The sequence below is a fragment of the Bradyrhizobium sp. WSM4873 genome, assembly GCF_055811355.1.
Window position 1 is genome coordinate 1 of the sequence record NZ_JBVVPS010000049.1, and the last position, 13,190, is coordinate 13,190.

Here is a 13,190-nt window from a genome sequence, read left to right on the forward strand (position 1 = left end):
CGCGAGCTCCGGCGCCGCTCCGCCATCGAGCCCATCATCGGACATCTGAAGGCCGAAGGTCACCTTGGCCGCTGCTACCTCAAAGGCCGCGCCGGCGACGCCGTTAACGTCGTGCTCTCAGCAGTCGGACACAACTTCCGCCGCTCCTCGCCTGGCTCAGAGAACTCTTGTGCCTCTTCCCGATCCAGCTATCGCATACGCTTGCCTGTCCGCTCCCGCTCAATTCGGCTTCTTAACGGACGACTAGATAGCTCCGGTCGATGCCGCGGCGATCCCGCGTCTCGTCGGTCCAGCCGACAGCTCGGCGATAGCTGCCCATCGCGCCGTTCGCTTGAGTGCCCTGACGTCGACGGGCTTATTCTCGTCGGCGAAGGGGGAGACCCAGAGCGCATTCTCGGGACAATAAAGCTCGCAAAGGAAGCAGGTCTGACAGTCGTCCTGACGGGCAACGACCGGAATTCCATAGGTGCCCAGTTTGCCGTGCATCGCCTTCCATACGCTATCGTAATCGGCGAATGCGAAGCCGGTGTTCACGATGCCCGCGCTCGGCACCAGGTGGCAAGGATCGAGGACGATTGGTTGAAGAACTCACGCCGCCGCTGCGTACCTGGGGCAGGAGTTCGGTGTCGGAGCCGAGCTGATTGGCCGGAAACAGCCTGATCTCCAGCCGGCCGCTCGTCGCGTCGCGGATCGGTCGATCGCCTCTTGCGCCGATATTCACCGGATGGGTCGGATCCTGTCCGGTCGCGAACTTCTAGACGAACTCGGCGGCAGACGCCGGACGGGTCAGAATCCTGCAGAGAGGTACGGCCGTAGCCGCCCTCAACAGGGAACGGCGGCTGATGATTCCGGGCTTCGAGACAATCATGTTTTACTCCTGATCCTGCATTGACGTTGCTGCCGACTGCAAGCTGCGCTGGCGTGCAGCCTTCCGGGCTCTTCACCGGCTTTCGATCGCCGGCATTTGGGCAAGAGCCATCGCTCGCCGCCGCAATATACGGCGGGCGTAGCTCCTCAAGGGGCTTCCCTTGATTGGCGCTTAGCGCCGGTGCACTAAAGCCACTGCTTGATCTGCCTTGCGACCTCTGCGGTGGAAATCCCGTAGCGGTCGTGCAGTGTCGGAAGTGCGCCAGCGTCAAGGAATTCGTCCGGCAATGCGATCTGGCGGAAACGCCGATGAACGCCTGAACGCATCAGAAGTGCAGCAACCGCCTCGCCAAGTCCGCCAATTGTGGTGTGGTTTTCGGCAACAACGACAAGGCGGCCCGGCTTGCCGGCTTCACGCAAGATCGTCTCAGTGTCGAGCGGCTTAATCGTCGGAACATGCAGCACCGCGGTATCGACGTTGTCGCGCATCAAAGTTTGCGTGGCCTCGAGTGCACGCATTGTCATGATGCCGGATGAGATGACCAGGGCGTCCTTCCCGTCACGGATCAGTTTGGCCTTGCCGAGTTCGAATTTGTAGTCATATTCGTCGAGCACGACCGGTACTTGGCCGCGCAGCAAGCGCATGTAGACCGGCCCGCGGTGCGCGGCGATGGCGGGCACCATTTGCTCGATCTCATGGGCATCGCAGGGATCGATGACGGTCATGTTTGGCATCGCGCGAAACAGGGCGACATCTTCTGTGGCCTGATGGCTCGGGCCATAGCCCGAGGTCAGCCCCGGCAGCGCGCAGACGATCTTCACGTTGCGATCTTCCTCCGCGATTGTCTGGTGTATGAAGTCGTAAGCCCGTCGGGATGCGAACACGGCGTAAGTGGTCGCGAACGGCATGAAGCCTTCGGCGGCAAGGCCCGACGCTGCGCCGAACAGAAGCTGCTCGGCCATGCCCATCTGATAATAACGGTCCGGAAATTCCTTCGCGAAGATGTGCAGGTCGGTGTATTTGCCGAGATCGGCCGTCATGCCGACCACCTCAGGGCGGTGGCGTGCGAGCTCGACGAGCGCGTGTCCAAAGGGCGCAGGCTTCGTCTTCTGTCCCTCGGACGCGATCGACGCGATCATGGCGGAGGTGGTCAGGCGCGGCTTGCCAGGCTGAGGTGCTGATCTGACGGTTTTCATGCCTGCCTCCCGGCTTCGAGCGCGGCAAGCGCGAGCTGCCATTCGTGCTGCTCGACGCGGATGAAATGATTCTTCTCGCGCTGCTCCAGGAAAGGAACGCCCTTCCCCATCAGAGTGTCGGCGACGATCATCCTCGGCTTGGGCTCGGGATGGGACTTGGCGGCGTCGAACGCGGTAAGTACGGCATCGAGATCGTTGCCGTCGATCCGCTGCACGAACCAGCCGAAGGCCTGAAGCTTGTCGACCAGCGGCTCGAAGGCCATAACCTGCGTGGAAGGACCATCCGCCTGCTGATTGTTGACGTCGACGATGCCGATCAGATTGTCGAGCTTGTAGTGGCCTGCCGACTGGATCGCTTCCCAGACGGAGCCTTCGTCGAGTTCGCCATCGGAAAACAACGTGTATACCTGTGCCTCGGATCTCTTGCGCTTGAGTCCTAGGCTCATGCCGACGGCAATGCTCAGCCCAAGTCCGAGCGATCCGCCCGACATTTCCATTCCGGGCGTGTAGGAGGCCATGCCCGACATCGGCAGGCGGCTCTCGTCGCTGCCATAGGTTTCGAGTTCTTCCTCCGGGACAATTCCCGCCTCGATCAAAGCTGCGTAGAGTGCGATGGCATAATGTCCGTTGGAGAGCAGAAAGCGGTCCCGGCCCTCCCAGGACGGGTCTTCAGGCCGGTAACGCATGGCGTGGAAATAGGCCACGGCGAGAACATCGGAGATGTCGAGCGCCTGCGCGATATAACCCTGCCCCTGGACTTCGCCCATGCGCAGCGCATTGCGGCGGATGTTGTAGGCGCGGTCCGCTAGCTTGGGCGCGTTGATAAGCGCATTGGTGGGCGTTTCCATCGATCTGGACCTTATCTCGCTGGCTCAGTGGATAAGCATGCCGCCGTTGACGTCGATCACGGCACCCGTGACGTAGGCAGATAGGTCCGAGGCCAGGAAGGTGTAGATACCGGCGACATCTTCTGCCGTGCCGAGGCGATTGAGCGGAATGCCTTCCAGAATTTTCGCTCTCATTTCATCATTCAGCTTGCCTGCCGTAATATCCGTGCCGATCAGGCCGGGCGTAACGCAGTTGACGCGAATCCCGTCAGGGCCGAACTCCCGCGCCATCGCCTTGGCGAGGCCGAGGACCCCTGCTTTCGCAGCCGAGTAGTGTGGCCCGCCAAAAATTCCACCACCGCGCTGGGCCGAGACGGACGACATGCACGCGATCGACCCGGACTTCCGTGCGCGCATATGCGGGATCACCGCCTGGGACAGAAACAGGATACCCTTGAGATTGACGTCCTGAATTCGATCCCAATCGGCCGGCGAAATGTCCAGGAACTTGACGGGCTGGGTGATCCCGGCATTGTTGATCAGGATATCGATGCCTGCGAAGGTTTCGATCACACGGGTGACTGCCTGTTCGCAGAGCGATTTGTCGGCGACGTTGCACGCCAGTCCAATGTGGGACTTTCCAAGCGATGCCGCAGCGTCCGCCGCGGCGCCCGCGTCGATATCCAGAATGGCCACCCGAGCGCCCTCGGCGGCGAACCGCCGGGCGGTTGCGAGCCCGATGCCCCGCGGCGAGGCCGCGCCCGAAATGATTGCCGTCTTACCGCTGAGCAGCATCAATTCCTCCCGCAAATTGTTCTTCCTTGCTGGATTTAGGAATGACCTGCGGAGGCCGGCCCTACAAACGCGCAGTTGTCACGGATCGATGAATCTGGTTCACTTATCGAATGCTCTCGAAGATCCCGATATCCTCAATTCGTGCCTTTGAAGCCGCAGCCCGGACCGGATCGTTTCGCGATGCGGCGAATGAGCTTCACCTGACGCCGAGCGCCGTCAGTCACGCGATTCGCAAGCTGGAGGCCACGCTTCGGACCGTTCTGTTCCAGCGCAGCGCGCGATCTGTGCGGCTCACGCCAGCCGGCGAAAATCTGATGCGTCACACCGGGGCGGCGTTCGATCAGCTCCGCCGCGGGCTTGAAGAAGTCGCCGCCCGCGGCCCACAACTGGTGCGCGTCCATTCCGCCCCAAGTTTTGCTGCGCAATGGCTGGCGCCACGGCTTGCGCAGTTTCTCGCTGCTTACCCGAAGCTCGAGGTTCGACTGGCCGCAAGCACGGATTATGCGCGCTTCAGCAACGATGATTTCGATATCGACATCGTCTACGGTCCGCCGCGCGCGGAAGGCGTCGAGATTGTTCCACTACCAGAGGAGACGGTCACGCCGCTCTGCTCTCCCTCGCTCGCAAAATCGATAAGGAAGGCCGCTGATCTCCTCGATCAGACGCTCATCCGCTCAGACGTGAAGCAGGTGCAGTGGCATCAATGGTTCGCTGCCAACGGATTGGAAGCCCCCGCGCTCCACGGCATGAGGTTCGATCGGAGCTTTCTTGCAATTGCGACCGCTGCGGAGGGATTGGGAGTGGCGTTGGAATCAACCCTCCTGGCCGAGCGTGAACTGGCCAATGGGCGATTGGTTGCCCCATTGGCGGGACGCGCGAACGATATCAGTTACGTCGGTCACCGTCTCATCTATCCGCGCGCCAGCCGACAAAGATCGGCCGTACGAGCGTTTGCAGACTGGTTGCTGGCGCAACTCGATGGCGAACACGCCCGCTCCTCGCGATGAACTGCAGGTCTGGCTGGAGCTTGGTTCAGGGCAAACCTCTGCTTGGCGCCGAACAGCAACCTTCGCCGCCGGGGCGTCCGCGCCTGCGGAGAACCTCAGATCATGCATTCTTTATTGGTCTGGCAGCGAGCTATCGCTGATGCTCGCCGATCCATCTCTACAAGGCGATCATCGATGTAGCGCCTGAGCGCCGCAGCCGCGTTCAACATATAGACACGCATTGAGATCACTTCCCACACGTCACGGCTCGCGCGCGCCTGCAAACCGTTGCAAGATGCGCTCGACGCCAGCAGGCGTGAGCCGATCGCAAGCCAGCGGATTCTGCTCGCAGGAGGCGACGGCGAGCGCATCTTCTGCCCAAGCGATGCAACAGTGAAGCTCGCTTGCCAGGTCGCGCGCCTCATCGACTGGTCGGCGACCCTGGAGGCCCTGGCAGAGCTGGCGGTCAGCAGGGGTGCTGGACCTCGATCCGGGACATGCGCTCGCCGAATTGATGCAGGCCTTCCTTCCGGACGTCCGCTGCTACGCGGCCGATGGATTTCACACTTTCGATGGGCTTCGAAACTGGATAGCCTCTCAACAACGAAGATGCTCAGCCCCTTGATTCAGCGAGGCGATCTTCCACGGCCCTCGGGCCGGCTTACCTACGTCATGGGGAGATGGTAGCTGACCCGCAAGGCCATCACTGGTCGGGGGTTGGGATGTCAAAGCCGAGCGGTAGAGCGGTATGTGACGATTTCTTTGAATGACTCACAGAGTTGGTCTATTCTGGACTTCAAAGTACGAGCGGATAGGTAGACCAGAACGGCAATGGCAACGCGCCGAAACATCATCGCAATTCCCTCGCTGGGTTCTCTCGACAAGACCGCAGGCCGGGTCGGACAACAACTCACGCAGGCACTTCGCGAGGCGATATCAAACGGGATCTTGAAGCCGGGCGAACGGCTGCCGTCCACCCGCACCCTCGCTGCATCGCTCCAACTCGCGAGGGGTACGGTCATCGAGGCGTTTGGTCAGCTACATGCGGAAGGCTACCTCGAAGCGCGCGCCAGAGGCGGCACGATCGTGGCGAACGTCAATGGCGACAGCGAACTCGTGAGCCCACCGCAGGCATTCATCGAGCCGCCGCGGATCGGCCTTGTGTTGCGGGAGAACGTCGCCCGTCTTGCAGAGGTCGTGCAAACTCTTCGGCCCCAAGGGACGATGCCATTTGCAATCGCTCATCCGGCAGGCGCGGTCGCCCCGGATGACAAGTGGCGCCGTCTCGGTAATCGCGTCCGAGCGCTGCGCGTGGCTGCCCCGTCGGGATACATCGATCCGAAAGGATTGCCTGATTTGCGGCTCGCGATTACTGATTACGTTCGTAAAGCCCGTGGAGTGAAATGCGAGGCTGGCCAGGTCGTGATCACGGCGGGTACGCAGCAGGGTCTTTTTCTGGCTGCAACCGTTCTTCTTGCGGACGGAGACGCAGTATGGGCGGAAGACCCCGCCTATCCCGGTATTGTCGCGGTTCTCGGAAACTTCAACGTCCAGACCTCTCGGATTCCCGTCGACGCGCAGGGCATCGACGTCCACGAAGGCCTCGTCCGATGCTCGAAGGCTCGGGTCGCGTTCGTTACGCCATCGCATCAATATCCGCTCGGCATGCCGATGAGCATGGCGAGACGCACGGCTCTGCTGTCCTGGGCCCGTCAAAACAATGCCTGGATTGTCGAGGACGATTACGACAGCGAACTTCGCTACGCGGGACATCCATTTCCGTCCCTGCAGGGATTCGATCCTACACGTGTCGTCTATCTCGGGACGATGAGCAAAGTGCTCTTTTCCTCCATGCGGATCGGATACGCCATCGTTCCCCTTCCGCTGGTGGAGGCGTTCGCAGGCGCCCGTGCTCTTATTGACCGCCATTCTCCGACAGCCGATCAATATGTGCTCGCGCAATATATGCGCGAGGGCTATTTCGAAGCTCACATACGGCGCATCCGGGGCGCTTACGCAGAACGGCGCGCGGCCCTGATCTCCGCCATTAAGACAGAGCTGCCGTCCTGGACAGCGCTCCAACCAAGCGACCAAGGTATGCACCTGGTGCTTTGGCTTCCTGCCGGCCTCGACGACGTCAAGCTAGCCGAGCAAGCACAGAAGGCCGGGCTGGTTGTGCGACCGATCTCGCCCATGTACCAAGATGCGCCTGCTCGGTTCGGTCTAATGCTCGGCTTCGGCGGCTTTTCCGTCGCGGAATTGCAGGGGGCCGCAGTCCGCCTGAAAGGTGTCCTTGAGGCATCGGTCCGCGCGAACAGAAAGGCCAAACTGTCCAAGCGCCCACGGATGGAAACTGCCAGATAATATCTGGATGGCCGCGCTCAGGTCTCTTTCGCAGCAATCGGCGCTCGCCGCGAACTTGAACATTGGGTTGGGGTGCTCCGCAGCGCGCCGGGAAGAACGCGCACTGATCTCCAGTTTTTGACTCCAACCAGAGCTTTCGCCAGCGGCAGACGATCGTAGGGCGAATGAGATTATCCATGCTTGCGCAGGGCCGCCGATGGGCTTGGCCCCGCCATACCCGAGGATCACAAGTAGGGCGTTGCGCCACGATTTCTCCGAGCATGTCGCTCCGTCGGATATGAGTCAGGCCTGCTCCGCTTTGGCCACAGCGGCGGCCAGCATTGCATCGCCGATCACATCCTTGCCCTGGGCCTTGAGCGCGTTCCCTGCACCGAGAATGTCCCGGACCTCTTTATTCTGACTAAGCTTCGACTTGCCAACGAGTCGTGTGATCTCGATCTCGATTCCGACGATCATCTTGAGCATCGTATCGATGTAGTCCTTGGGACTGTCAGTCATCTTCCAAGGATCGGCCTGCTTCGCCTCATGGATGCGCGTCAACCGCGCGACCATGCCACGAACGTAACGCTCATCGTCGCGGATCGTCACGCGTCCGTACACATGAGCCACCATATAGTTCCAGGACGGGACCTGCTTCTTGAACTCGACCTTGCTGGGATACCAGTTCGGCGCGATGTAGGCATCCCCGGCGCGGAATACGATCAGCACCTCGTTCCCCGTAGCGATATCCTGCCAAATGGGATTTGCGCGAGCCACATGTGAATGAAGCACGCCCTGTTGCCCTTCCTTCGCGTGCAACTCGAAAGGTAGGTGATTTGCGTCGAGCCCGCTCTTCCCGTTGGTAAAGAGGATGCCGAGAGGATTTTTGTTGATGAGATCGTGAAGCGCCTCGGGGCGCGACTCGGCGAAATGTGGGGGGACGTACATGCTAGCTCCCTGGCAATTGATGAATGCCGCGCACGCTGCTCGCAGCATCAACGGGATTTCGTTCAGACTTCGGTCATCTGGAATTCACTCTTGTCTGCACCGCAATCGGGGCAGATCCACTCGTCGGGGACGTCTTCCCAGCGAGTGCCCGGCGGAATGCCCTCGTCCGGCCATCCCTCCCGCTCGCTGTAAACAACCCCGCAGAGCGCGCACATCCAGGTCTTGTAAACCGGTGCGCCGATCGCTGTTTCAGAGTGCAGGTGAGCGCTTTCATTGCTCATCTCGGGTCGCCTATGCTGTGGAGCATTCATGAGACCGATGTAGGCCAGAACTGGTTCCTTCCATAGAGCCAGTCTGCGGCATTCTTGCTGTACCAGATTGACGTCCTCTGGTTCTGGTCAAGGCCGTCAACCCGGCAGTAGGAATATCTCTCAGAGAAGACGTGCATTCCTTCTTCGAGCAGCCGAAACTGGTCATCCGACTGTTGGACAACCATGACCGCGAAGCCTTGGGTCGCTCAGTCACGCGCCGCCGCTTTCGTCGGCGCAAAGGCCTGCGAGGCGTCGGCTGTGCATTCCGTCTTCCGACAAGAGGCAAATGAGCCAGAACCGTCCAGCGGCCGGCCGGCGGCGTCACAAATGGCTTTGTAGCGAGCCAAACGGCCGCTGCAGTCCTGAGCTTTCTGCAATTGCACTCGGGCGTGAAACGGGTCTAGCCATCATGCAAGAGGATTGGCGCCGCTAACGCCAGTTGAAACGATAATCGGGTTGAGCGATGTTCAACTCGCATACGTTCTTTTTGTTCCTGGTGGTGGCATTGTTTGTGGTGGTCACGCCGGGCCAGGGTCTCTTCTATATTGTGGCCCGCACGCTTGCTGGCGGCAGAAGTGAAGGGCTCGCATCGAGCGTTGGCCTGGGTACCGGAGGGCTTGTCCACGTTTTCGGCGGCACCGTCGGTCTGTCTGCCCGTGTTGTCGCAAGCGCAGAAGCGTTCACCTTCCTAAAGATCGCCAGAGGCCTATATCTCATCTGGCTCGGGATTAAGGCGTGGCGCGAGACAAGCGTCGATCCGATAGAATTGCAGACGACAGATGCGCATTCTGCTTTTCGCCAGGGCATCGTCATAGAGGCGCTCAACCCCAAGACAGCCGCATGCTTTCTCGTATTCATCCCGCAACTCGTCCACCCATCTGGGAGTGTCAGCATGCAGTTCATCGTCCTGGGCTCATTTCGCTCGCACTCAACACGAGCGTAGACCTGATTGTGACCTATTGGGGACAGAAGACGAGGGATGGCTTTGCAAAAAAGGCCCTCATTCTTCGTTCAGGCGCGACAGGCATCAGGCGCCATCATCTGCGGGCTGGGGCCAACGCTACTCTTCGCACGGCGCACGAGTTCACGCTGCCGAATTTCCGCGCTCGAATAGCGCGCAGAGTCTCCATTCGGCTACGAGGGACGCCTTGCCATCGGAGGTCCTTGCTTCACCGTGCAACGGGATCACGACCAGCGTCGATGCTGGGTCGACTTCGGCCGCGCTTTGGCCGTCCGGGCCGGCAGAACATGAAGGCACGCATCAACCGGCTGGGAGCAAGGCCCGCCACTGCAATCCAACGCGCTTGCCTCTGCTGCCTCTTTTGCTCTCGTGCTGGTGGATCTGGATACGTGATGAGAAACCGAGTTCGTGTCCACGGCCTAGAAATCGTCATCCTTCCTCGTGCTCGAAACGAGGAGTGCAGCGCGGAACGGGTGAGCGATGTCCGCAACGCCCTCCCGCCGGATCTTCAAACATTAGGCATCACCCGCCCGATCCTGAGCACCGTCAGGGTCGTCATCGAGAGCGGCCTCCCATTTGTTGCGGATTAGCGAGAAGGCGTGACATCGCTGGGATTCCCGCTAGTGTTTCGACAAGCGCATGGCCGCGATGCTTAGATCTGCGCCCCAGGAACTCGAACCATGTTGCTTCTTAACCATCACACTGACCGCCGGGCGCCTTTGGATGGTGCGGATGCCAACATGCTGAGTTGCGAAGCTGCGTGCGAGGTGGAGCGGTTTCTTAGATATCGCAATGGCCACAAGGAAACACCGCTGATTTCATTGCCGGGCCTCGCCAACGAGATTGGCGTGGGCTCGATCCAAGTCAAGGACGAGGGTCACCGGCTCGGCCTTGGCAGTTTCAAGGCTTTGGGCGGCTCCTATGCCGTGATCCGGCTCGTCTTAGAAGCAGCAACTCCGCGCCTCGGCAGGGCTGTCGACATCTCGGAGCTTCACGCACCTGAGGTGAAGGCCGTAGCACGGGGGATGACGGTATCCTGCGCCACGGACGGCAATCATGGCAGGTCCGTAGCGCAGGGCGCTCAGCTCGTGGGGGCGAACTGCGCTATATTCATTCACTCGGGCGTCAGCGATCAGCGTAGCGCAGCAATCGTCCCACATGGCGCGCAGATGATCCGCGTCAGCGGCAACTACGATGACTCCGTTGCCGAAGCATCCCGAGTTGCCGCAGAGAACGGCCGAATCACGGTGTCTGACAGGTCCTGGCCGGGCTATCCCTGGTCTGGTAATGCAGGGATCTCCGCGCTCCTGACTGAAGCACTACGACAGTTGCCCGAACCTCCGACCCACGTCCTCGTCCAGTCAGCAGTCGGTGGACTTGCCGCAGCGGTCTTGGACATTTTTCGGTGTCGTTAGGTGATAGTCGCCCGTCCTTCACGGTTGTCGATCCATCGCGCGCAGCGTGCCTGTTTGAAAGCGCTCGAACCGGGCATTGCGTCAAGGTAGCTCATGGGCAGCCGACAGTGATGGCGATGCTAGAGTGCTACGAACCTTCGCTCGTCGCTTGGCGCATCCTTTCGCGCGCAGCCGACGCTTTTATGATTGTCGATGACGAGGAGGCCGTCGGGATTATGAACCGTTTGGCCAATCCCCGGGACGGTGATCCGGCTATCGTTGCAGGCGAAAGTGGCGGGGTTGGTTGGCAGGGTTGCTGAAAGTTGCGGCCGATTCGACCTCGCGCGCTTGACTGGTCTTGAACCTGACGCACGGGTCTTCCTCATCAATACCGAGGGCGCGACGGATCCTGGCGCTTACGAACAGCTCGTGGGTCAGTCTCTGTCGCAAGTGGTCAGGAGAAGCTTGGAGGCCTAGACGCTCATGATCCGCGGCCCGTTCGGTGAACTCGTGACGGGGACGAAAGCCCAAGAGAAGGCCAAGAACGAAGGCATCCAGCGATTGATCCTACGATTGAAATCCGCCGCAGATTTCTGCTTCCAACGAGGCCCGTACGCACGTTTTCGGCACAAAAGGCATGACTTTGCCGTCTTGCCGCAAGACCAAGCGTTATGACTTTGGCGCTTTGCAGTCCAACCGCGTTCGCCTCATCGAATGATACAACAGCTTCGTTTTCTTGTTGATTCGGCACACCGGCTATGAGCCGTTTCATAATTGCGATACAGCTCTCCGAGTAATCTGTCGATATGCGTGGACTCCTGATCGTTCTCACGGCTTTCGCGATCATATTGGCGGCACGCGGCCACCACCAAAGCGCGTTCATGCCGCGCCAGACGGCGCCCATGCCACCCGTCAATGTGCCCTAACACCACGAGGTCTGTCGGGTACGCGGTTGCCTGCGAGCGAACGCAGGGCAGATCGGGCCGGCAACAAGGGACTGCTAGGCTGATTTCGGCGCATTCTTCAGATAGACGACAGCGCGACGTCCCGCAGAGGTCAGCTGCCCCAGAGTCGTTTTTCCCGCCCGCACCGCTTGAATCAGTTGCTCAGCGACATACCGACGGCTCTCGTGGTCACCGCCATTCGGCAGCCCCGCACAGACCTGATCCAAGACCAGGCCCATGTTCGCTTGAACCTCTCCCGTAAATTCGCTCACGCTCCATCTCTCCTTTCGAGGGATAATGCGATAAGGCTAGTGCCCTCTTTGCACTCGGTATAGCGCACATTTGCCGAGCGGTTAAAAGCCTCTCGCGTGCAGAAGTGAATTCATGGTTTGACGCGGCTTGGTATCCTCGCAATTCGCGCGGCGCTTGCGTTTGAAACGATCGCGCCGCGTTCGAAACGTCTCGTTGCGAGGAGGACGGAATCGTCCCGTACGGCTCGGATTTCCGGGCTCTCGCATTTCCCTGGGCGCCGGGCCGGCCTCATGCGGGCGCTATGGTCCTCACATGGGCGGCCATGGCCCTCTGGTTCGGCGCGGGCGGCCGTTGCGCCGCAGTTCACGCGAGACTGTCGAATCAGCCCGCCCCAGGCGACGTCCAATCTGTTGGATCGATTGGCCCTGCACCTTGAGAGGCGCGATCTCTTCGTGCTCTACCAATGAGAGCTATTGCCCCGAGATCGCCTTTGCCGAAGATCTGAACATCGCTGGTGGCATGTCGCCCGCCTTTGGGAATAATCTGCTTCCGCGGTAGGTCGAGGGGGCGATCGGCAACATCTTGCAGATCGGCTCAACCCCACGCGCCGCACGATCATCGTCGATGCGATCATGGCTTGGACCGGCGGTCGAGCTCCGCCGTCGCAAAATAAGCGCTTGCCTTGCGCAGGTTCTCGTTGGCTGGCGAAGCTCGCGGTTCTTCCGTTCCAGAGCCTTGGGCTTCTCGGCCAGCTCGGTCGGAACGCCGGCCCGCTGCCCACTGCGATCTCGACCTACTTGACTCAGTCATGCAAGGTCTGCGCGTGCAGCCAATCTTGGCCGCAATGGAGTCACCGTCGTCCAGCGCGACCTGTGCTCGTTGGCCTGATACAGAGCTATACGACCCCGTCGGGCTCGGGCCTCGGGTGAACATTTCTCGTCGTCTTGCTTGTCATGGCTCCACCTTCTCAAGACTTGGAGCCTCCGCCAAATCCGCGGCGGCGGTTCAGATGGGCGCTCAATCCTGCAAGCGCTCAAACGCGGACGGCACGATTGAGTGAGTTTTGCTGTCAAGATGCTCTGGTCTACTCAGCTTCTGGCGGAGCGATCCGTTTGCAACCACGAGAGCACTAACGAGGATGCCCGCCGGAACGCGGCGAACTGTCGCTCGATCTTGCTGGAAAAGTGCGCTCTGCCACGAGACCGGCAGGAATTATGCGGCTCATTTGAATAACAATGCCGAGATTGGCCAGAAAGGGAAGCGGAGCGGCGATTGCCGATCTCTATTCCTCGCCGCAGAGGTCGTTCATGGGCAGTCATGATCTTGTCTCCAGCAGTTTCCTCGGGCTGACCGCAGCCGGATTTG

General features: G+C 60.4%; 9 protein-coding genes, 5 pseudogenes and 1 other annotated feature. Of the genes and pseudogenes, 5 read left to right on the forward strand and 9 right to left on the reverse strand.

The features are described from left to right. Positions 1-236 (forward strand): annotated as a pseudogene (locus AC0L21_RS35125) (IS5/IS1182 family transposase); the annotation flags it as partial. 226 nt (positions 237-462) lie between these two features. Here the strand turns inward: AC0L21_RS35125 and AC0L21_RS35130 are convergent. The 4 genes and pseudogenes from AC0L21_RS35130 to AC0L21_RS35145 form a co-directional block, all read right to left on the reverse strand. After that, positions 463-868, reverse strand: a pseudogene (locus AC0L21_RS35130) (TRAP transporter substrate-binding protein); the annotation flags it as partial. A gap of 185 nt (positions 869-1,053) precedes the next feature. Further along, complete coding sequence (locus AC0L21_RS35135) at positions 1,054-2,064, reverse strand: transketolase family protein (protein ID WP_473266356.1); 1,011 nt, start codon at positions 2,062-2,064, stop codon at positions 1,054-1,056. Continuing rightward, positions 2,061-2,912: a transketolase gene (locus tag AC0L21_RS35140; protein WP_317245102.1), complete on the reverse strand. Its 852-nt coding sequence runs from the start codon at positions 2,910-2,912 to the stop codon at positions 2,061-2,063. Before AC0L21_RS35140 ends, AC0L21_RS35135 begins: the two co-directional genes overlap by 4 nt. Before the next feature lie 24 nt (positions 2,913-2,936). Continuing rightward, positions 2,937-3,686 (reverse strand): SDR family NAD(P)-dependent oxidoreductase, encoded by a 750-nt coding sequence (locus AC0L21_RS35145; protein WP_473266359.1) that lies wholly within the window; start codon positions 3,684-3,686, stop codon positions 2,937-2,939. Between the two features lie 110 nt (positions 3,687-3,796). Here AC0L21_RS35145 and AC0L21_RS35150 point away from each other — a divergent pair, with 110 nt between their 5' ends. Continuing rightward, positions 3,797-4,693, forward strand: coding sequence for a LysR substrate-binding domain-containing protein (locus tag AC0L21_RS35150; protein WP_473266361.1), 897 nt, complete (start codon positions 3,797-3,799; stop codon positions 4,691-4,693). A gap of 810 nt (positions 4,694-5,503) precedes the next feature. Continuing rightward, positions 5,504-7,036, forward strand: coding sequence for a MocR-like pyridoxine biosynthesis transcription factor PdxR (pdxR, locus tag AC0L21_RS35155; RefSeq protein WP_473266363.1), 1,533 nt, complete (start codon positions 5,504-5,506; stop codon positions 7,034-7,036). A 282-nt stretch (positions 7,037-7,318) separates the two neighbouring features. Here the strand turns inward: pdxR and AC0L21_RS35160 are convergent, their stop codons facing one another. Both AC0L21_RS35160 and AC0L21_RS35165 read right to left on the reverse strand, forming a co-directional pair. Then, positions 7,319-7,963: an FMN-binding negative transcriptional regulator gene (locus AC0L21_RS35160; RefSeq protein WP_204513592.1), complete on the reverse strand. Its 645-nt coding sequence runs from the start codon at positions 7,961-7,963 to the stop codon at positions 7,319-7,321. Positions 7,964-8,025: 62 nt separating this feature from the next. Further along, on the reverse strand, positions 8,026-8,244 hold the full coding sequence (locus AC0L21_RS35165) for a rubredoxin (protein ID WP_085357752.1): 219 nt from the start codon (positions 8,242-8,244) through the stop codon (positions 8,026-8,028). 493 nt (positions 8,245-8,737) lie between these two features. Here AC0L21_RS35165 and AC0L21_RS35170 point away from each other — a divergent pair, with 493 nt between their 5' ends. Together AC0L21_RS35170 and AC0L21_RS35175 are read left to right on the forward strand one after the other, a co-directional pair. Continuing rightward, positions 8,738-9,217 (forward strand): LysE family translocator, encoded by a 480-nt coding sequence (locus AC0L21_RS35170; RefSeq protein ID WP_473266367.1) that lies wholly within the window; start codon positions 8,738-8,740, stop codon positions 9,215-9,217. A 698-nt stretch (positions 9,218-9,915) separates the two neighbouring features. Continuing rightward, positions 9,916-11,106 (forward strand): annotated as a pseudogene (locus AC0L21_RS35175) (diaminopropionate ammonia-lyase). A 523-nt stretch (positions 11,107-11,629) separates the two neighbouring features. Here AC0L21_RS35175 and AC0L21_RS35180 read toward each other — a convergent pair. The 3 genes and pseudogenes from AC0L21_RS35180 to AC0L21_RS35190 form a co-directional block, all read right to left on the reverse strand. Continuing rightward, positions 11,630-11,845 (reverse strand): hypothetical protein, encoded by a 216-nt coding sequence (locus AC0L21_RS35180; protein ID WP_259219182.1) that lies wholly within the window; start codon positions 11,843-11,845, stop codon positions 11,630-11,632. A 318-nt stretch (positions 11,846-12,163) separates the two neighbouring features. Beyond that, positions 12,164-12,376, reverse strand: a pseudogene (locus AC0L21_RS35185) (helix-turn-helix domain-containing protein); the annotation flags it as partial. Between the two features lie 3 nt (positions 12,377-12,379). Next, positions 12,380-12,796: pseudogene (locus AC0L21_RS35190) on the reverse strand (transposase); the annotation flags it as partial. Continuing rightward, positions 12,389-12,501 (reverse strand) — a sequence feature (AL1L pseudoknot). It overlaps the preceding pseudogene by 113 nt. Positions 12,797-13,190 lie beyond the last annotated feature (394 nt).

What these genes read in the sequence shown, in the direction of transcription:
- AC0L21_RS35135 (WP_473266356.1), bottom strand. Translation starts at nt 2,064, where the DNA reads ATGAAAACCGTCAGATCAGCACCTCAGCCTGGCAAGCCGCGCCTGACC.
- AC0L21_RS35160 (WP_204513592.1), bottom strand. Translation starts at nt 7,963, where the DNA reads ATGTACGTCCCCCCACATTTCGCCGAGTCGCGCCCCGAGGCGCTTCAC.
- AC0L21_RS35170 (WP_473266367.1), top strand. Translation starts at nt 8,738, where the DNA reads ATGTTCAACTCGCATACGTTCTTTTTGTTCCTGGTGGTGGCATTGTTT.
- pdxR (WP_473266363.1), top strand. Translation starts at nt 5,504, where the DNA reads ATGGCAACGCGCCGAAACATCATCGCAATTCCCTCGCTGGGTTCTCTC.
- AC0L21_RS35150 (WP_473266361.1), top strand. Translation starts at nt 3,797, where the DNA reads ATGCTCTCGAAGATCCCGATATCCTCAATTCGTGCCTTTGAAGCCGCA.
- AC0L21_RS35145 (WP_473266359.1), bottom strand. Translation starts at nt 3,686, where the DNA reads ATGCTGCTCAGCGGTAAGACGGCAATCATTTCGGGCGCGGCCTCGCCG.
- AC0L21_RS35165 (WP_085357752.1), bottom strand. Translation starts at nt 8,244, where the DNA reads ATGAGCAATGAAAGCGCTCACCTGCACTCTGAAACAGCGATCGGCGCA.
- AC0L21_RS35140 (WP_317245102.1), bottom strand. Translation starts at nt 2,912, where the DNA reads ATGGAAACGCCCACCAATGCGCTTATCAACGCGCCCAAGCTAGCGGAC.